The sequence below is a fragment of the Streptomyces sp. LHD-70 genome, assembly GCF_031157275.1.
Taxonomy (GTDB): Bacteria; Actinomycetota; Actinomycetes; order Streptomycetales; family Streptomycetaceae; genus Streptomyces.
This window is the reverse complement of the sequence record NZ_JAVIFW010000020.1, coordinates 64,537-83,481: the sequence shown is the minus strand read 5'-3', so window position 1 is coordinate 83,481 and position 18,945 is coordinate 64,537. Positions and strand designations below refer to the sequence as shown.

At 75.5% G+C, this 18,945-nt stretch carries 14 protein-coding genes; 7 read left to right on the top strand and 7 right to left on the bottom strand.

Features of this window, described 5'->3' with window-relative positions; genetic code table 11:
* The first annotated feature begins 70 nt into the window (after positions 1 to 70).
* A complete protein-coding gene (locus tag RCO28_RS31370; RefSeq protein WP_308944703.1) occupies positions 71 to 952 on the top strand; it encodes an aminoglycoside phosphotransferase family protein in 882 nt (293 codons plus the stop codon).
* Between the two features lie 274 nt (positions 953 to 1,226).
* Here the strand turns inward: RCO28_RS31370 and RCO28_RS31365 are convergent, their stop codons facing one another.
* The 3 genes from RCO28_RS31365 to RCO28_RS31355 are packed head-to-tail and all read right to left on the bottom strand — an operon-like array spanning position 1,227 to position 4,901.
* Positions 1,227 to 1,937: an HAD family hydrolase gene (locus RCO28_RS31365; RefSeq protein WP_308944702.1), complete on the bottom strand. Its 711-nt coding sequence runs from the start codon at positions 1,935 to 1,937 to the stop codon at positions 1,227 to 1,229.
* Complete coding sequence (locus RCO28_RS31360) at positions 1,934 to 3,460, bottom strand: MFS transporter (RefSeq protein ID WP_308944701.1); 1,527 nt, start codon at positions 3,458 to 3,460, stop codon at positions 1,934 to 1,936. The genes RCO28_RS31365 and RCO28_RS31360 overlap by 4 nt, the downstream gene beginning before the upstream one ends.
* On the bottom strand, positions 3,444 to 4,901 hold the full coding sequence (locus tag RCO28_RS31355) for an SDR family NAD(P)-dependent oxidoreductase (protein WP_308944700.1): 1,458 nt from the start codon (positions 4,899 to 4,901) through the stop codon (positions 3,444 to 3,446). Before RCO28_RS31355 ends, RCO28_RS31360 begins: the two co-directional genes overlap by 17 nt.
* 168 nt (positions 4,902 to 5,069) lie before the next feature.
* On the opposite strand from RCO28_RS31355, the gene RCO28_RS31350 reads away from it, so the two are divergent.
* On the top strand, positions 5,070 to 6,536 hold the full coding sequence (locus RCO28_RS31350) for a trehalose-6-phosphate synthase (protein ID WP_308944699.1): 1,467 nt from the start codon (positions 5,070 to 5,072) through the stop codon (positions 6,534 to 6,536).
* A gap of 49 nt (positions 6,537 to 6,585) precedes the next feature.
* Here RCO28_RS31350 and RCO28_RS31345 read toward each other — a convergent pair whose 3' ends face one another.
* Together RCO28_RS31345 and RCO28_RS31340 are read right to left on the bottom strand one after the other, a co-directional pair.
* Entirely contained in the window at positions 6,586 to 8,064 is a 1,479-nt protein-coding gene (locus tag RCO28_RS31345; RefSeq protein ID WP_308944698.1) for a LuxR C-terminal-related transcriptional regulator, read from the bottom strand.
* Between the two features lie 366 nt (positions 8,065 to 8,430).
* Complete coding sequence (locus tag RCO28_RS31340) at positions 8,431 to 10,734, bottom strand: BTAD domain-containing putative transcriptional regulator (protein WP_308944697.1); 2,304 nt, start codon at positions 10,732 to 10,734, stop codon at positions 8,431 to 8,433.
* Between the two features lie 292 nt (positions 10,735 to 11,026).
* Here RCO28_RS31340 and RCO28_RS31335 point away from each other — a divergent pair, with 292 nt between their 5' ends.
* The 5 genes from RCO28_RS31335 (at position 11,027) to RCO28_RS31315 (ending at position 16,925) form a co-directional block, all read left to right on the top strand.
* Positions 11,027 to 12,274, top strand: coding sequence for a YcaO-like family protein (locus RCO28_RS31335; RefSeq protein ID WP_308944696.1), 1,248 nt, complete (start codon positions 11,027 to 11,029; stop codon positions 12,272 to 12,274).
* Positions 12,271 to 13,617 (top strand): TfuA-like protein, encoded by a 1,347-nt coding sequence (locus RCO28_RS31330; protein WP_308944695.1) that lies wholly within the window; start codon positions 12,271 to 12,273, stop codon positions 13,615 to 13,617. Before RCO28_RS31335 ends, RCO28_RS31330 begins: the two co-directional genes overlap by 4 nt.
* Positions 13,618 to 13,812: 195 nt before the next feature.
* Positions 13,813 to 15,435, top strand: a complete 1,623-nt coding sequence (locus RCO28_RS31325; RefSeq protein ID WP_308944694.1) for an SDR family NAD(P)-dependent oxidoreductase — start codon at positions 13,813 to 13,815, stop codon at positions 15,433 to 15,435.
* Positions 15,436 to 15,543: 108 nt separating this feature from the next.
* Entirely contained in the window at positions 15,544 to 16,065 is a 522-nt protein-coding gene (locus RCO28_RS31320; protein ID WP_308944693.1) for a methylated-DNA--[protein]-cysteine S-methyltransferase, read from the top strand.
* Complete coding sequence (locus RCO28_RS31315; protein WP_308944692.1) at positions 16,062 to 16,925, top strand: Ada metal-binding domain-containing protein; 864 nt, start codon at positions 16,062 to 16,064, stop codon at positions 16,923 to 16,925. The genes RCO28_RS31320 and RCO28_RS31315 overlap by 4 nt, the downstream gene beginning before the upstream one ends.
* Before the next feature lie 30 nt (positions 16,926 to 16,955).
* Here RCO28_RS31315 and RCO28_RS31310 read toward each other — a convergent pair whose 3' ends face one another.
* Both RCO28_RS31310 and RCO28_RS31305 read right to left on the bottom strand, forming a co-directional pair.
* Positions 16,956 to 17,618: a response regulator transcription factor gene (locus RCO28_RS31310; protein ID WP_308944691.1), complete on the bottom strand. Its 663-nt coding sequence runs from the start codon at positions 17,616 to 17,618 to the stop codon at positions 16,956 to 16,958.
* Positions 17,602 to 18,699, bottom strand: coding sequence for a sensor histidine kinase (locus tag RCO28_RS31305; protein ID WP_308944690.1), 1,098 nt, complete (start codon positions 18,697 to 18,699; stop codon positions 17,602 to 17,604). The genes RCO28_RS31310 and RCO28_RS31305 overlap by 17 nt, the downstream gene beginning before the upstream one ends.
* Between the last annotated feature and the right edge of the window lie 246 nt (positions 18,700 to 18,945).

The following is an 18,945-nucleotide window of genomic DNA, read 5'->3' as shown; positions in this document are numbered from 1 at the left end:
ACATCGACTGGCCCTGAGGAGCCGGGCCGGCGCACGCGACGGGACGAACGGTTGAGGACATATGGCCAAGATGCACGTGGATGAAGCGGACACCGACCCGGGCCTCGTCCGGCGGTTGCTCCGCGCCCAGTTCCCCCGGTGGGCGGACCTGCCGGTGAGCCGTCTGGCGTCCGGCGGGACGGTGAACGCGATCTACCGGGTCGGCGGCGAGCTCACCGTCCGGCTGCCGCTCACCGCGGGCGGCGCCGAGGTCGTGGCCCAGGAGGCCCACTGGTTGCCGCGCCTTGCGCCGCTGCTGCCGGTGCCCGTTCCGGCGGTCCTCGGCAGGGGCGAGCCCACCGAGGAGTACCCGTGGGAGTGGGCCGTCCACCGGTGGATCGAGGGTGAAGTCCTGGTCGAGGGACGGGTCCTGGCGCCCGATGCGCTCGCCCGTGACCTGGCGGCGTTCGTCGCCGCCGTCCGCAAGGTCGAGCTCGACGGCGGGCCCCCGGCGCACCGCGGCGGCCCGCTCGCCTCCGCCGACGCGTTCACCCGGGAGTCGATCGGGCAACTGCGGGGCACCGACGAGCCGTTCGACGCCGCCGCGGCCCTCGCCGCGTGGGACGCAGCGCTCGCCCAGCCCGTCTGGTCGAAGGCCCCGGTGTGGACGCACTCCGACCTGATGCCGAGCAATCTGCTCGCCGCCGCCGACGGCCGGCTCGCCGCGGTCCTCGACTTCGGCACCGCGGGCACCGGCGACCCGGCCATCGACCTGATCCCCGCCTGGAACCTGCTGCCGGCCGCGAGCCGTCAGGTCTTCCGCGAGGGCGTGGACGTCGACGACGCCACCTGGGCCCGCGGCCGCGGCTGGGCCCTGTCGATGGCGGTCACACAGCTGGCGTACTACCGCGGCACCAACCCGGTGATCTCGGGCAACGCCCGCCATGTGATCACACAGGTCCTCGACACCTGAGCCCGGCGCCGGGCAACCCCGGCACCGGCACCGGGCTGTCCGACACCCGCCGGGGCGCCGGACAGCCCTGACTCCCCTCCGGCAGCCGGGATGTCAAGGCCTCCGGGAGCCCCACCGGCCCTGCAACCCCTCGGCGCCGGGCAGCTACCCGACTGAGCACCAGCACCCCTTCGAAGTACGGGAGTTCACACCTCAGGCTCCCCGCCGACCCGCCGGACCGTCCGATACCCACCCGGCGCCGGGAGAGTCCGACTCCCCATGCGCGGCAAGGAGTTCAAGGGCCCAGGGCCTCGGCCAGACCGCGTGGACGGTCAACGGAGCGGGCGGCGGGGAGGATGCGGGCCGTGAGGCCCGCGGCCGTCGCCGCGCCGTCCTTCGCCGGGTCGTCGCCCACCATCAGGGACCTGCCCGGGGCGACGCCCAGGCGGTCGCAGGCCTCGTGGAAGATCGCCGGGTCCGGCTTCTGGACGCCCAGGTCGCAGGAGAGCACGAAGGCCGTGACCAGTCCGGTGAGACCGGCGGCGGCGAAGGAACCGCGGATGTCCCAGCCGGTGTTGGAGACGACGGCGACCGGTACGCCCGCCCGGTGCAGGGCGGTCAGAACGGGTTCCGTGTCGGGGTACGGGCGCCAGGCGTCCGACGCGGTGACGCAGGCGTAGAACGCCTCGGCGACCAGCGCGTCGCTGCCCGGGGCCGTACGGGCAAGCCGGGTCCACACCGCGCGGTGCCCCTCCCGGGACAGGTCGGCGTCCGCGCGCAGCGCACGGCCCTCGGCGGAGTCGACGGCGGCCTGGATGTCCGTGCACAGGGCGGCGGCCTGCCGGTGCGGCAACTCCCTTCCTCGTAGGGCGCATTGGGCGGCGAGTCGGCCCGGGGTGAGGACCGAGGTGTCGTCGAAGAGGGTGCCCGAGTAGTCGAAGAGCACCGCTTCCGGGGGCCGCCACCGGGCGTGCCGCGCGGCGCCGGACCCGTAGGCCGGGGTCATCCGCGTCGGCCCTTCGCCAGGGGCAGGGCCGGGAGCAGGGTGACGGCGCCGAGGGCGAGGCAGAGCAGCGGCAGGCCGCCCGCCTCGATGAGCGGGCCCGCCAGGGCGACGGTGCCGAGGACGGCGCCCAGGCCCATGGCCGACTCGCCGAGGCCCTCGGCGCGGTGTCGGTGCTCGGCGGGGGTGCGCTGGACCACCAGGGCGCTGCCGCTGATGAGGACGAGGTTCCAGCCCAGGCCGAGCAGGAGGATGCCGAGCACCGTCAGCCAGGCCGGGGAGGCGGCGGCGAGGGCGACCAGGGGGAGGGCGACGAGCAGGACGGCCGTTCCCGACAGGGCGGTGAGCGCGCTGCCGATCCGGTCGGTGAGCCGGCCGGTCAGCGCGGAGGGGCCGAACATCAGCAGGACGTGTCCGGCCACGAGCAGGCCGAGGGTGTCGAGGGTCCAGTGGTGGGCGTGCAGATGGACCGGGGCGGCCGCCATCGCGGTCACCATCGTCAGGTTGGCGCAGCCCATCACGGCCAGGGCTAGGCCGTGTCCGTAAAGTCCCGTCGTCCGCCCGGAGGGCGGGCCCTGCGGCGTCATGGGGGTCCCCCCTGCTCGAGCACAGTCGAGAGCTTGGGGGAGCGTGCTCTCGGCGTGCCGGGCGCAGGCCCTCGTACTGGATGTACTTGGGCCTTCGCCCGGTGCGGCGAGAGTGCGTGCCAGGCGTCGCGGGGCTGGGGGCACCTCCCGGCCGGAGGCTGGGGGAGGGACTTTACGGACACGGCCTAGGAGCGGAAGGCGGGTGCGCCGGGGGCCGGTGCGGGGGCGGGTGGTGGCCGCCGGGGCGGACCGCGGTGGGGGTGTGCCGGCGGCGGTGCGGGGCAGCCGTCGCTGCAGGCGCAGGGTGACGGCGGCGGCGGCCGGGAAGGTGACGGCGGCGAGCAGGAACAGGCCGGTGGCGCCGGGAAGTCCCAGGGCGTGTGCGGGGGTTGCGGCGGGGCCCATGAGGGTGGGGCCGAGGACGGCCCCTGCGGTGACGGCGGTCATCGCGGTGCTCACGGCACGGCCGGCGCCGGCCGCCGGTGCGGCGTCGGCGGCGACGTACCGGCCGAGCATGACGGCGGTGTTCCCGGCGCCGAGGAGGAGGCTCCCGGCGAGCAGCAGCGCCGTTCCGCTGGTCGCCGCGGCGGCGACGACGAGGACGGCGCCGGCGGTGGCGACGGCGTAGGCGGCGGTGAGGCCGGCGGCGCGGCCGTGCCGGCGCATCAGGGCGGTGGTCAGCGGGGCCGATCCGGCGGTGCCGAGGACGAGCAGGCCGAGCGGCACGGTGGTGAGCGCCGCCGAGCCCAGGATGTCCCCGGCGATCAGCGGTCCCGCGGTGCCGCCCGCGGACAGGCCGAGGGCGCCGACGGCCTGGGCGGCGAGCAGGGTGCGCAGGTGCGGGGACGGGCGGGCGTCCGGCGCCGCGGCGGGCGGCGGCGCGGTCCGGGTGGCAGCCGCGCCGGCCGGTGTCCCGGTGGGCTCAGGCGTCGGGGGCATCGTCGCTCCTTCCTGCTCCGGCCTCGTCCGGGGTGTCCGGGGCCGTGGATGCTCGGGTCTCGTCCGGGGCCGTGGATGCTCCGGTCTCGTCCGGGGCCGTGGATGCTCCGGTCTCGTCCGGGGCCGTGGGTGCTCCGGAGTGCTTGCGGAACAGGCCGTCGATGCGCAGGTGTTCGTCGCTCATGTGCGGCCGGTGGGGTTCGGTGAGGCGGGTGATGCGGCGTACGGAGGCGGGGTCGGCGGTCGCCACGGCGTGGCCGAGGAGACTCCAGGCCAGGGCGTCGAAGACGCCGCGGATCTCGTCCTGCCGGGCGGAGCGGTCGCAGACCCACGCCAAGTGGGCGTAGCTCTCCCGCAGTTCGGGGGTGAGCGGGGCGTGGCCGACGGCGCAGTCGACGTCGGGGACGCCGGGCGCCCGCACCGTGCGGGGTGCCTCAAGGCCGTTGATGAGGGGGCTGACGTCGCCGCTGTGGCGCGGGTCGTACACGCCGGGGTACGGGAGTTTCTCGTAGCCGGGTTCGGGGCCGACGACCTCGATGCGCGCGGGGCGGCCGGACTCGGCGACCGCGCCGAGCGCGAGGTCGTACAGCGCCACCGGCCAGCCCAGGTCGTGGAGGGCGTAGAGGCGGAAGAGGCCGTCGGGCGGGGTGAGTGCGGCGGCGAGGAGCAACTGGGCGGACTCGCGGGCCGACTGGACGTAGAACACGGTGTCCCGGCCGTGCAGCCGCAGGGGTTCGCCCGCCCGGCACCAGGTGCGGAAGCGGTCGAGGACGATGGCGTTGTCGACGACGTGGGTGAAGCGCACCGCCGCCGCCGTGAGGCCGGAGCGGGCGGCGGCGTCGGCGACGAGCCACTCGCCGGTGCGCTTGCTCTGGGCGTAGACATCGCTGGTGTAGGGGCGCAGGGCCTTGCCGGTGGAGGCGTGGACCAGCCGCTCGGTTCCGGCCGCCGTGCAGGCGTCGATGACGTTGCGGGTGCCGAGGACGTTGGTGGTGACGGTGCGGGCCACCTCCCGCTCGGCCAGGCCCGGGTCGCGCTGGGCGGCCAGGTGGAAGACCAGGTCGCAGCGGACGGTGCGGAGCAGCGCGGTGAGGGCGTCGGCGTCGCGGATGTCGAGGGTGATGTGCTCGACGCCGTCGGGCAGTTCGGCTACTTCAGGCAGGGCCTGCAGGTCGGGCTGTTCCTCCAGGCCGACTCCGATGATCCGGCGGGGCGCGTACGGTGCCAGCTCGCGCAGCAGGGCCCGGCCGATGCAGCCCGCGGCGCCGGTGACGACGATGGTGCGGCCGTCGATGAGGCGCCGCACCTCGTGCTGCGGCAGGTCGATGGTGCGGGCCCGGACGGCGAGATAGTCGTGGAACGCCTGGGCGCTCCGCTCGGGCACGTCGTGCGGCTGCACGACGGTGGTACAGGCGGGCTCTGCGTCACCGGTGAAGCTCATGCGGCACCTCGCGGAAGGGAGTTCCGGGTCCGTTCGGCGCAGAGCGTAGGGGCAGCCGCTACATTCTCGGTCCACGCCGCCGGATGAGGTAACTCCCCTTGTACGAGGGGCAGATGGGGCTCGACGGCGCCGCTCCAGGGGCGGTGCCCCGACGCAGGGGGCAGGGACGTGGAAGCATCGTCGGCAGCAGCACACCAGGGGCGCGCCCGGCTGGTGATCGCCTCCAACCGGGGGCCGGTGGAGCGCCGCCGGGACGCGGACGGGCGGGTGGTGCGCCATCGCGGCGCGGGCGGTCTGATCGCCGTGCTCGGGCCCGCTCTCGCCTCGTACGGCGGGGTGTGGGTGGCGAGCGCGCTCACCGGTGAGGACCGGGCGGCGGCCGGCCGGGTCGAGGGCGTCGAGCTGCCCGAGGGGCCCATCGGGGTGCGGCTGCTCGCGCACGGCCGGGAGGACTACGCGAGCTATTACGGGACGGTGTCCACGGAGCTGCTGTGGTTCGTGCAGCACCAGCTGCCGCTGCCGGGCGGGCCGGTGTCCGGGGCGGCGCTGCGGCCGCACTGGGCGGGCTACCGGCGCGTCAACGACGCGTTCGCGCGGGGCTGCGCCGAGGCGGCGGCGCCCGGCGGGACCGTACTGCTGCAGGACTACCACCTGTCGCTCGCGCCGCGCCGGCTGCGGGCGCTGCGCCCCGATGTGCGCAGCGCGCACTTCACCATGACGCCCTGGGCCGAGCCGGACCGCTTCGAGGTGCTCCCGGCGGCGGTGCGGCGGGAGTTGGTGGACGGGCTGCTCGGCGCGGACCTCGTGTGCTTCCTCGTGCCGCGCTGGGCGGAGGCGTTCCTGGCGTGCTGCGAGCGCCTCGGCCTCGCCGTCGACCGGCGGCGGCGGGCGGTGCGCGGCGGGGACGGTCGGTGGTCGGGGGTGCGCTGCTTCCCGGTGGGAGTGGACGCGGGGGCGCTGCTCGAGCGGGCCGCGGCCGACGATGTACGGGCGCACGAGCGGCAGTTGCGCGGGGCGGTGGGCGAGGACGTACGGCTCGTGGTGCGGGTGGACCGGATGGAGCCGTCGAAGAACATCCTGCGCGGGCTGCGCGGCTTCGCCCGGTTCCTTGAGCTGCACCCCGAACAGCACGGCCGGGTCGTGCACTTCGTGCTCGCGTACGCCTCCCGCGCCGACCTCGCGGCCTACCGGACCCTGACCCGGCAGGTCACCGAGCTGGCCCGGGAGATCGACGCACGCTACGGCAGGCCGGGGTGGCGGCCGGTGCTCCTGGAGACGCACAACGACTTCGGGCGCGGGCTCGCGGCGATGGCGCAGGCCGACGTGCTCGTGGTCAACCCGGTGCGGGACGGCATGAACCTCGTGGCGAAGGAGGGCGTTGTCGTCAGCCGCCGCGACCTGGCACTCGTCCTGTCCCGCGAGGCCGGGGCGGCGGACGATCTGGCGGAGGGCTGTCGGCTCGTGGACCCCTTCGACGTACGGGAGTTGGCCGAGGCCATCGACGAAGGGCTGACCCTGCCGGGCCCCGAACGGACGACCCGCCTGGACCGCCTGCGCAAGGGGGCGGTGGCCCTCCCCCCGGACCAGTGGCTACGGGCGGCACTCGCGGAGCTGACGGGGGCGGCGGGGGCGTGACCGGGGGCGGTCGGGGGGCGGGGATGTGGTCGGCGGTCGCGTGGGTGCGCTACGCGACCGCCCGTCTCGTAGGGGCCGTTGCTGCCTGGGCGTGACCTCGCGCAGGGCGGTCCGGTGGGACGGTGGGCCGGCCGTCGGTCTGCCGCAGGCGGTTGGCGACGTGCACGCGGGAGGGGCAGCCGAGCTTGCGCATGACCTTGCGGAGCGTGTTCACGGCCGTCCACTCGGCGATGCCGAGCTGCCGCGCCACCTCGCGGTTGGTCAGGCCCTCGGCGACGAGCTCGGCCACTTCCTGCTCGCGCGGGGTGAGCGAGTGCACTCCGTCGGGCACCCCCTCGGGCACCCCGTCGGGCACCCCCTCGGGCACCCCGTCGGGCACCTCCGGGTCCCGGGGCCCCGCCTCGGGCCGCGGGCCGCCGTCGGGCAGGGGCAGCGCGGTGGGCGTGTGCCGCAGGAGGTACGCGGCGTGGCCCCGGCACACCGGTTCCCAGGCGTCGCGCCGGGTCAGGAACGCCCGGGCGTGGGCGCGGGTCAGGCCGGGCATCCGGAAGCGGAGGCCGCCGTCGGGCTGTTCCTCGCTCACGACGAGGTTGCGGTCGAGGAGCTCGTCGAGCACTCCGTGCGCCTGCCCGGCCGACAGCCGCAGCGTCCCGGCGACGTCGTCGGCGTCGAAGGACGCGGCGAACACCGCGACCCGGGCGAGGAGTTCACGCCGCCCGGGGGCGAGGCCCTGCCAGCTCTGTTCGAGGGCCCGGCCCATGGTCAGGTGCGCGGAGGTGGTGTCGGCCGGAGTGCCGCGCAGCGCGTCGGGCGAGGCGTCCAGCTCCCGCAGGAGCTGCGCCGGAGAGGCCACCTTCAGCCGGGCGGCGGCGAGTTCAACAGCCAGGGGCAGCCCGTCCAGACGCCGGGTCAGCTCCGCGACGGCGCCCCGGTTCCCGTCGCTGAGCCGGAATCCGGGGCGTACGGAGCGGGTGCGGTCGAGGAGCAGCCGCACCGAGGGGACGCGGCCGAGCCGCTGGAGGTCCGCGGCGTCGGCGGATGTGGGCACGGCGAGCGGGGCGAGCGGGAGGCGGCGCTCCCCGTACAGGCCGAGGGCGCGGGGGGTGACGGTGAGGATCCGGGTGCCGTCGGCCGCGCAGGCGAGGCGGGCGACGAGCGGGGCGATCTCGCGGCGCGGCCGGGTACCGCCGTCCAGGACGAGGAGGGTGGTGCCGTCGGCGGCCGCCGTGTGCAGCAGGTCCGCGGCGCGGCCGTCGCCCTGCGGGTCCACGGTGTCGAGTTCGGCGAGGCAGGCCCGCTCGAAGCGGCTCCCGAGGTGCCGGAACACCGCCGCGGCCAGCCGGCTCTTGCCCACGCCGACGGGGCCGGTGAGGGTGAGCGGGCCGGTGTCGTCGGACGTCAACTGCCGTGTCATTTCCGAGAGTTCGGCTGCGCGGCCGAGGAGTGGGGCGAGCGGGCCGCGGCCGTGGCGCCCTCCGCCCGCTTCGAGGTGACCGCGTACGTACCAGGACAGGCCGTCATCGAGCACCGTTGCGTCCTTCCGCCGTTCCCGTCGGGTGGGTTGAGGGCGAGCCTCGCAGCGGCGGGTCAAGGGATTCGAAGCAGAGCCTCAAGAACCGCACAAGGGCCTGTTCGGAGAGGTTTGCCCGGAGGGCTCGGAGGCTCGAAGGCTCGGAGGGCTCGGAGGGCTGGGTGAGCTCGGGGAGTTCAGGAACTCGGGGAGCTCGAGGAGGCGGGGCTCGGCGGGTGTGGGCCGCAGGTGTGGGCGCAGGTGTGGGCGCAGCCGTCCGTCCTGCCTGCCCCGGCGGGACGGACGGCGCTCGGGGCGGCACCCGCGATCCGCAGCCCGTCACCGACAGTGCGGGATCCCGGTCAAGGATGTGTGAAGTGCCGCTCAAGCCCTGGCAAAGGCCCTGCTCCTGGCGGCCGCCCGGGATCCGCGCCACCCGGCGTGCGGCGGCCCCGGGGCCTGGACGGGCGGCAGCCCGGCAGCGGACCGGTCGTCCGGTACGGCGGCGAGTCCACGGCCGGGCGTGCCCGCGCCGTCCGTGGCCAGGGCGGTGAGGCGCAGCAGCTCCGGTATGCGGAACCGGACGGCGTGGCGGGGGCCGACGACTTCCAGGGCGTGCTGGTCGAGCAGCGCGCCGAGCACCCGCTCCGTGCCGCTGCCGGTCTCGCCGAGGGTCTGCGCGGCGGTGTGCGGGGCGAAGGCGCCCGGGCCGGACGCGGCGAGGAGCCGCAGGGAGTGCCGGTCGGCGGCGGGCAGCCGGTGCAGCGCGTGCTGGAGGCGGGCCCGGATGTCGAAGACGTCGCTGCGGAGTTCGGCGAGCCGGACGTGTTCGTCGGCCAGGCGGGCGGCGAAGCCGGCCGTGGTCCACATCCGCCGGGCGGCGAGTTTCTCGCCCGCCGCGCGCACCGCGAGCGGCAGCAGGCCGCAGAGCCGGACGACCCGGGCCACGGCCTCGGCCTCACTCCCGATCGCCTCACTCCCGATCGCCTGATCCTCGATCGCCTCGCCCTCGGTCGCCTCGTCGCCCGCGAAGTCGTCCGTACGGTCCGCGACTTCGGTGAGCAGGCGTGCGGCGTCCGCGGCGGCCATCGGCCCGAGTCCGAGGAGCCTGGCTCCCGGGAGTCCGCCGAGGCGGACCCGGGAGGTGATCAGGACGGTGCTGCTGCCGCTGCCGGGCAGCAGCGGCAGCACCTGCTCGGCGCCGGCGGCGTCGTCGAGGAGGATCAGCAGCGCCCGCTCGGCCGACCAGGTACGAAAGGCACGGGCACGCCCGTCGGCCGTCCCGGGGATGTCCTCGGGCCGCATGCCGGTGCCGTGCAGCAGTGCGTGCAGGACGTCGGCCGGGGCGAGGGGGCGGTCGTCGGTGTCGTGCAGCACGGCGTACAACTGGCCGTCGGGGAAACGGTCCTTGAGGGCGTGGGCGGCGTGCACGGCGAGGGTGGTCTTGCCCGCGCCCGCCGTGCCGTTCAGGGCGATCACCGTGGGCGCGGCCCCGGCGCACCCGGCCCGGCCGAGGTCGAGGACGCGCCGCAGCTCGTCCGTACGCCCGGTGAAGTCGGCCGTGTCCGCCGGGAGATGGGCCGGCGGCACCCGCCCACAGCAGCCCGCAGCCGGTACCTCAACCGCCCTGCCGGACCCGGGCACCGGCAGGTCGAGCCCTTGCCCCGCCGCAGCCGAAGGCAAGTCGAGGCCAGGTCCCGCCGCCCCGGACACGGGCTCACCCGTACCAGCCCCAATCCCCGCCGAACCAGGCGCAGGCGCAGGCGCAGGCGAACCGAGACCAGCGGCCGGCACACCGGACACCGGCCCAACCGCCCCAGGCACAGGCACCGGCACAGGCACAGGCACCGACACCGCCCCCCGCACCGGCAAGTCGAGGCCGGGCGCCTGAGTGAGTACGTCCTGGTGGAGGGTGCTGAGGCGTTGCGAGGGTTCGATGCCCAGTTCGTCGACCAGGTTGCGCCGCAGGCGGCGGAACGCGTCGAGGGCGGTGCCGCGGCGCCCGGCACGGTAGGCGGCCGTCATCAGCTGGGCGGTGAACTCCTCGTTGCGCGGATGGGCGAGGGCCAGGCCCATGAGTTCGCCGAGCACGCCGCGGTGGCGCCCCAGGCGCAGGTCCGCGGCGATCCGCAGTTCGAGCGCGCCGAGCCGCGCGTCGTCGAGCTGGGCGATGCGCGCCGCGAGCAGCGGGCCCGCCTCGATACCGGCGAAGGCGGGCCCGCGCCAGAGGTCGAGCGCGGCGCGCAGCCGCTCGGCGGCCGTCGCGTCGTCGCCCTGCTCCTGGGCCCGGCGGGCCCGGCTCACGGCGCTCTGGAAGGCCCACAGGTCGAGCTGTTCGGGCCGCAGCCGCAGCAGATAGCCGCCGGGCCGCGTCTCGATGACCGCCCCGGCGGTGTCGGGCGGCTCCCCGAGGGCGCGGCGGAGTTGGTAGACGTACGTCTGGACGGCCTGGCGGGCGCTTCGTGGGGCCGTGCCGTCCCACAGCTCGTCGACGAGCGCGGTGACGGGTACGGCGCGGTTGGCGTGCAGCAGCAGGACCGCGAGGAGACGGCGCGTCATGGGTGCCGTGGGGGTGCGGTCCGCTCGCCCGTGGTGGAGTTCGAGCGGCCCCAGGACACCGATCCGCAGCCCCTGCCTCCCGGGGGCGCTGCCCATCGGCGTACCGGCCTCAACAGGCGTTCGCTGCATGGGAGTTCCTTAACTGTCGGCTTCCGCGCTGCTGCGCCGACCCACAGTAGAAAAGCCCACAACAGCATCAAGGCAGAGCAAATGCAGACAAAGCACAGAGGGGCGTACGCAGTGCGCCAGGCCGCCGCCAGAGCCCGCAGACCGGCCTGCACACACTCTTGCCGGAGCCCTGCACCCGCCGTCGCGCAGGTGTGACACACCGCTGGGGCGGCACCTCCGATGCTGGACATGACGCTGGGGGCAGAGCGCCCGACAGGCGCCGCCGAGGACCCGCCGGGAGAAGGAGCCACGCGTGAAGAAGGTGCATTTCGACGGCACGCATCGCGTCCGGCGACCGGAGGAGACCTGGGCGGCTGTCGACGCACGGCGGGAGGCGTTCGGGATCACCCGGGTCGCCGACGTCACCGGCCTGGACACCCTCGGGGTGCCGGTGGCGGTGGTGGTGCGGCCCGCCGCCAGATCCCTCACCGTCTCCCCGGGCCAGGGCACTTCGCCCCTCCTGGCCCGGATCTCCGCGGTGATGGCGGCCCTGGAGCGGTGGCACGCCGAGTACGCCTGCCCGCCGGCCGAGTTGCGGAACGTACCGGCCGGGGATCTGGAACTCCCTTACGCGGTAGGCGAGTTGGCGGTCGCCGAGGGCCGCCTGCTCGGGGAGCGTACGCCGCTGGACTGGGTGCTCGCCGCCGAGGTGGCCGGCGGCTCCCCGGCGCTGGTGCCGCGCGCCTGCGTGGCCCTCGACGAGGAGGCCACCGGCGCCTGGCAGCCGCCGCTGCTGCACGCCTCCACCGACGGCCTGGCCGGCGGCAACAGTTACGACGAGGCGGTCGCGCACGCCCTGTACGAGGTGATCGAGCGGGACTGCACGGCCAGCGCCGCCGCCGTGCCCCGGTCCCGGCGGGTGTACGTGGATCCGGCCTCGGTGGACGATCCCCACTGCGCGGACCTGCTGCGGCGGATCGCGGACGGGGGCGCCCGGGCGGAGATCGTGAGCGTGCCCAACCGCTGGGGGCTGCCCTGTTTCGCCTGCTCGATCTCGCCTGCCGGTCTCCCCGCCAACGGCTTTCCGAGCCACACGGCCGACTCCCCCCGCCCCGCCAACGGCTTTCCGGCCGCCCCCGCGGTCGGCTCCGGTGTGCACAGTTCGCCGGGCATCGCCCTGGGGCGGGCGGTGGCCAAGGCCGCGCAGAATCGTCTCACCGCACTCGTGGGCAGCCGCGACGACCTGCCCGCCGTGCGCTCGGGACCCGCCCCGGGACCCACTCCGGGCGCCGTCGTCGGCCCATGGGCCCCGGGCCGGACCGTGGCCTGGCACGAAGTCGGCGGGCCGGGGCGGGAGTTCGCCGAGGACACGCAGGAGACCCGGTGGCTCGCGGACCGGCTGCGGGCGGTGACCGGGCGCCCGCCGCTGGTCGTCGACCTGAGCACCGAGGGCGGCTTCAGCGTGGTCAAGGTGGTGGCCCCGGGGCTCGGCGGCGGCTCGCGGCACGGGAACCCGCCGCGCCGCGAACCGCCCGGACCCGCCGTGCGGGAGGCCGCGTGACCACGCATGTGTACGCGGGGCCCACAGTGACGGTGGCCGAGATCCTGCAGAGCGCCCCGTACGCCGTGCCGCACCCGCCGGTGCGCCACGGCGACCTGCTGACCCTGGACACCGACCGGTACGACACCGTGGTCCTCATCGACGGGGCGGGCAGCCCCGACCCGCCCGTACGGCACAAGGAGATCATCGACGTACTGAGCCGCGGCACCCGCGTCATCGGCGCCGCCGGCATCGGCGCCCTGCGCGCGGCCGAGCTGTGGCCCTACGGCATGCAGGGCGTGGGCCTGGTCTTCGGCATGTACGTCCAGGGGGCCCTGGACGCCGACGACGAGGTCGCGCCGGGCGGGCCGGGCACGGTCGCGCTGGTCGATCTGCGCTGGGGCATCTCCAACGCCGTCGCCGATGAGGTGCTGAGCGCCGCCGACGCCGCCGCCCTGCTCGACGTCGCAAAGGGCCTGCACCACCTCCGGCGGACCTGGCCCGAACTTGCCGCGGGCGCCCGCGAGTTGTCGGTCGGCGCTGGGCGCGCCGCCCGGACGCTGCGGCGGTTCACCGACGACCATCCCGAGCTGTACGGCCTGATGCGCCAGGACGCACTGGCGGCCCTGGGGTGCGCGACCCACGAGACCGGGCCCGCCCCGCTCATCACCACTCCGGCCTGGCTGCTGCCGCGCACCACGCACCTGGAGCGCTGGCGCGCCGCCCACCGCCCGGCCGTGGCCCACCGCCATCCCGCGACCGTCCCGGAGCGCGACGTTCTGCGCTTCCAGCAGTTGTACGCCCCCGACTTCCCGGCGCGCTGGCGGCGGTTCGCCCTGGCGGGGATCGCGGGCGAGCGGTTGCGGAGCGCCGACCGGGGGCTGGTCGCCGCCGCCCTGGAGGTGGCCGGTGAGCGCGGCATCGCACCCGGCCTGCTGTCCCGGGAGGCGTGGGCGTACTGGCTCACGCCGGCGGAGCTGCGGCAGAACGGCGCCGAGGCGCGGCTGCTGACCCTGCTCGTCCGCTCGTTCCGCGAGGCCCCCGGCTCGGCCCCGTTCCACGGTGTGCCCGCCGGACTGCGCGGCACGGACCGGGTGTGGGCGGACAGCGCGGACGTGGTGGCGGCGGCTGTCGCGGGTACGGCGGACCCGGTCCCTGACGCGGAGGTCCGCGGCCACCTGGAGGAGCGCTGGCGGTGCACGGGCGAGCGGGAACTGACGGCGGCGGCCCGCGACCGGGGCTTCGCCGGCCTGGCGGAGGCGGCCGAGGCGGCGCGTCTGTTCGTACGGCTCTTCGTACGGAACGAAAAGAATGCGGCAGACACGGGTGAGGCTTCGTTAAGCAGCACCGAAAGGGAAGGTTAAGCGGAACGCAGGGGAAATGCCGGAGGATTTCGGCGTGCCGACAACTCCCCTGCACAGAAGCTCAGTTGAGGTAAGAGGAAGAACAGGGCGGCACGAAGAGGAACGTCCTCCCCATGGCTTTGGCCACTTCTTGACCGGGAATTCCCGGGGCCAATACTGGAAGGCCGGGGCAGACCGCACCACGGAGGAATCCCGATGAACGCGCACACCACGCACCCCACGCACCCGCGTCAGGAAGGGAAGTCGACGATGGCACCGGCCGAGCTCGTCACGTACACCCCGGTGTGGGAGGCCGCCGATCCCGCACCGGTCGCCGGGCCCGTGCCGCTCACCGCACGCGATGTGCTGCTCGTCGTGGATGGCGCGGACCACGGGCGGGCCTGGGCGCCCGGCTCCGTCCGGCCGGTGCGGGTCGGCCTGGACGTCGACGCCGACCCGGCCGCGTGGACGGCGTTCCTCGCCGGCCTCCGGGCGGCCGGGCGCGGCCCGCGCGCCCTGGTCTTCGACCTCCCGGCCGCGACGACGCGGCCGGAGCGCGCCATGGAGCTGGTGCGTCCGGCGCTGCAGGCCCTGCTCGCCGGCTCCGCGGACGGTCCGGAGGGCGGTCCGGAGGGCGGTCAGCTCGCCGGTTCCGAGGGCGGTCCGCTGCCGGTGGCGTTCCTGGTGACCGGCCGGGCCCGGCCCGAACTCGCCCCGGTGCTCGGCTCGTTGGCGCAGGCCGCAGCCGCCGGGGAGCGCGGCCTGCGGCCCGTGTGCGTGCGTGTCGAGACGGTGCCGGCCGGCGCCGGTGACCCGCTCGCCGTGGCCCTCGCCGAACTGTCCGCGGCCACACTGCCCGGCCTCGCCGAGGTGCGGTACGCGGACGCCGGGCGCCAGGTCCGGGTCCTGCGCCGGCGCGAGCGGCGCACCGCGGCCTCGGGGCGGCGCCCGGTGTTCCACGACGGCGGCCGCTATCTGATCACCGGCGGCACCACCGGCACCGGTCTGCGGCTCGCCTCGCTCCTCGCCCGCGAGCACCGCGCCCGCCTGGTGCTGACCGGCGAGCAGGACCCGGACGCGGAGCAGCAGGCCGCGTTCCGCCGCATGGAGCGGGCCGGGGCGAGCGTGACATTCGTACGGGCGAAGCTGTCCCGGCCCGCCGACGCGCTCGCGGCCGTGGCCGCCGCCCAGCGGGAGTCCGGCGGCCTCGACGGGGTGCTGCACTGCGCGGGCGGGCCGCTCGACGAGGCCATTCAGCTGGACCGGGCGACGGCGTCTCTGCCGCTCGGCTTCTTCGTGCTGCTGTCCTCGGCGTCGGCCTGGTTCGGCACCCCTGGCTCGGCCACCGGCCGCGCTCTCGGCGCACTCGCCGCGGCCCGCGCCCAGCTGGGCGAGACCGGCGCACGCCAGGGCGCGTCGGTCGCGGTGGCCTGGCCGTCGTGGGCCCCGGAGCCGGATGTACGAGAGGTCGCAGCACGGGATGACGTACGGGATGACGTACGGGATGACGTACGGGATGACGTACGGGATGACGTACGGGATGACGTACGGGATGACGTACGGGATGACGTACGGGATGACGCCTTCGACGGCGAACCGGTCCCGGTGCCGGGCGAGTTGGACGGCATGCTCGCCATGCCCGCCGACGTGGCGCTGCGGGCGCTGGCGGACGCGGTGCGCGGCTGGGACACCGAGCTCGTCACGGCGTACGGCGACGCGCGGGGCATCGACGCCTCGATCGGGCGGCTGTGCGCCGAGCGGCCCGCTCCTCTCGCGCCGGCGGCCGCCGCGGGCCGGCCGCCGCTCGGCCTGCACGCGGCGGCGCGGACGGCCGCGTAGCGCCTGCGTGGCTCCCGCCGGAACGCACGCCGCTTCCACGTCCGAAAACCGCCAGCCGTCGGTGTGCGCGGGGGCCACAGTGGTGAGTGCACAGAAAGGAGCGACACGATGACGCTCTACACGACCGTCGACAGCCCGGTCGGCGAACTGCTGCTCGTCGGCGAGGAGTCCCCCGGTGCGCCGGGGCGGGCGGCGCTGGTTTCGCTGTCCATGCCGGGGCAGCGGGGCGCGCCGCGCGTCGAGCCCGGATGGCGGCGCGCACCGGAGGCGTTCGACGCGGCCGTCCAGCAGCTCCGCGCGTACTTCGACGGTGAACTCACCGAGTTCCGGCTGGAGTTCAGCACCCGGGGAAGCGCGTTCCAGGAGCGCGTCTGGCAGGCCCTGGACGCCATCCCGTACGGCACGACCACCACGTACGGGGCGCTCGCCGAGCGGCTCGGGGTGGGGCGCGAGGAGGTCCGCGCGGTGGGTGCGGCGATCGGGGCGAACCCCCTGCTGCTCGTCCGCCCCTGCCACCGGGTGATCGGCGCCGACGGCTCGATGCGCGGGTACGCGGCGGGTATCCCGCGCAAGGAGGCGCTGCTCACGCACGAGGGCGCACTGCAACCGCAGCTGGAGCTGCCGCTGTGACCCCGCCCGCCTCCCCGGCGCCGGGCCGCTACACGCTGCTCGGCGCCGACGGCCGGCCGTACGTCAGCACACGTCCCGGCGCCCTCGGCGGCTACCGGCGCGGGCGGCTGTACGGGCGTCTCGACTGCCCGTCCGCCCGGCGCGCGATCGAGCGCGGCGGGTACGTGGCGCAGCGCGTCTTCTTCGCCGACGAGGCGACCGCACTCGCGGCGGGCTACCGGCCCTGCGCGATCTGCCTGCCGGAGCGGTATGCGCGCTGGCGGTCCACGCAGGCCCGCGCGCAGCCCGAGCCCGCCGAGGGCCGTGGCCATGAGGACCATGCGGGCGGCCCTGAGGACCGTGCGGGCCATACGGAAGCCGAACTGGCCTGCCTGCTCGCCCAGTTGACAGACCCCGGGACCGGCAGCGGGACCCGAACGAGAACCGTCTCCCTCGGCCACGCGCGGCAGCCGTCGGCCCGGCGCGCCGCCGAGGCGTTCGCCCGTGCCTGGGAGGCGGCGGGCGGCGAGGTCCTCGCGACGGTGGACTGGCCGCGCGAGGCGGCGTCCTGGCTGCGCCCGGCCCGCCGGCTGACGCGCCCCGCCCCCGACGCCTGGGTGGTGGCGTCCGGCCCGGAGGACTTCGCCCCGATGGCGGCCCGCCTCCGCCAGAGCACCGACTGGACCCCGGCCCGCACCTATGCCTTCGCCTCCCTCGCCACGCCCCGCCTCACCCGACTCACCCGCCTCACGGGCGCGGACGCGGTGGAGGGCTTGCGCGGGGCGACGGCCGACGGAGAGGGGTGGGTGCTGCGCGAGGGGACGGTCGTACGGGGGTCGGAGGCGGCGAATCCCGTCCGGCTCGGGCACACCGGGGCGTGACGGGGCCCGGCAAGATCCGAAGGAGACGGCCTAGTTCCGGTTCTCCGGGGGCGGGATCAAGGACGCCGCCACCGCCTTGTTGACCGCGTCCAGGCGGGAGACCGCGCCGAGTTTGGCGTAGATGTTGCGCAGGTGGCGTTTGACTGTGCCCTCGGCGATGGAGAGTCTGCGGGCGATCTGGGAGTTGCTCATGGCCTCGGCGGTGAGGCCGAGGACCTCGCGTTCGCGGGCGGAGAGGAGTTCGCCCGGGGTGTTGTCGACACGATCGAGGCCCTGCTGGGAGACGGAGAGGATCACATGTCCCGGACCGCGGTCGACGACGACGCTGTGGATCGCGGAGAGCAGCTCGTGCCGGGTCGAGCCCTTGACGAGGTAGGCGCCGGCACCGAGCGCGAGGAGTTCGCGGGCGAGGACCACGTCGTCGTGCATGGTCAGGACGACGATCCGGGAGTGCGGGGAGACGCGGCGCAGCTGCGGCAGGGTCTCGCGGATGCCCTGGCCGGGCATCTCGACGTCGAGGACGACGACGTCCGGGTGGAGTTCGGCCGCCTTGCGGCAGGTGTCCTCGCCGCTGTGGGCGGAGCCCACGACCTCGATGCCGCCGGCCGCGGTGAGGATCTCCCCGATGCCCTCGCGGAACAGCGTGTGGTCGTCGGCGATGAGTACGCGTACGGCTCTATGTGTCGTCTCCACCTGTCGTCCCCCTCAACGGTACGAAGACCAGAATGCGGGTTCCCCGGCCCGCCTGGGACTCCACGGCGACGCTGCCGCCGAGGAGTTCGGCGCGCTCCCGCATGGAGAGCATGCCGCTGTGGCCCCGCGGGGCCGTGGTCCTGGGGTCGAATCCGACCCCGTCGTCCTCCACGACGCCCCGCACCTCTTCGGGCGCCACGTGCACGGCCACGGTGATGTGCCGGGCGCGGGCGTGCCTGAGCGCGTTGCGCTGCGCCTCGCGGACGATCAGGAACAGCTCCTCGGCGACACCGGGCCGCAGCCGGGACTCGTCGCCGGTGACGGTGATGCGCACCTCGCCGTCGCCCGTGCCCGCTGCCGCGCCCAGGTCCTCCAGGTCGCGGGCGAGTCCGGTGCGCAGTGGTTCGTCGATGCGGTGGCGCAGGCCCGTCATCACGTCGCGCAGGCTGCCGAGGGACTCGCGGACGGAGTCGCGGGCCGTGCCGAGCTTGTCGCGGGCCAGGGCGTCGCGGCCGCTCTCCTGGTAGAGGTCGTGCAGCTCGAAACCGTTGAGGGCGGAGCCCAGCTGGCCGGCCACCTCGTCGTGCAACTCCCGGGCGATGCGGCGCCGTTCGTCGTCGTGGGCGCTGCGGAGCCGCTCCAGGAGGTAGCCGATGTGGGCGACGGAGCGGGCGGTGTGCCGCGCGACGATCTGGCGGTGCAGGAGCGAGAAGAGTACGGCGGTCTCCGCGCCGGAGGGCCGGTCCTCCTCGGGCACGCCGAGCAGGACGACGGTCACGGCGTCGAAGAGGGCGGCCGCGGCGCGCCCCGATTCGACGGGGTGGGTGCGCGGGCCGCCCGGCGGGACCTCGGGGGCGGGGGCTTCCGTACGGTGCGGCAAGTAGGTTCCGCGGTGCAGTTCGGCGCTGACGTGGGCGAGTATCTGCCGGGCCTCGGCGACGTACCGGCGGGCGTCGGGCTCTTCGCGGAGCAGTGAGCTGCCGGTGCTGTGCAGGGACGCCTCGTAGGCGGCGAGCACCTCGTCGGTGCGGTGTTCGAGCAGAACGGCTGCCGTGCTGCGTGCGCCGTGCTCCGCCGCCATCCCCTCGCCCCCTCTCCGACCAGCCAACTTCCCCTGGCCGCACCGCCCTCGAGGTTCGGAGCGTACCTCGCGCACCCTACCGGGGGGCGTTCGGAAAGGGTCAACCCCGGGACGCGGGCGGCCGGGTCGGCGCGGGGCGCGGCGGTCGCCGTACCCCGAAAGACACATCCGCGGATGCTCCCCTGGGCGCCGGCTGACCTTCCGTTATTGAAGACCGGTCGACCGGCTTGCTAAGAATTGAAAAGC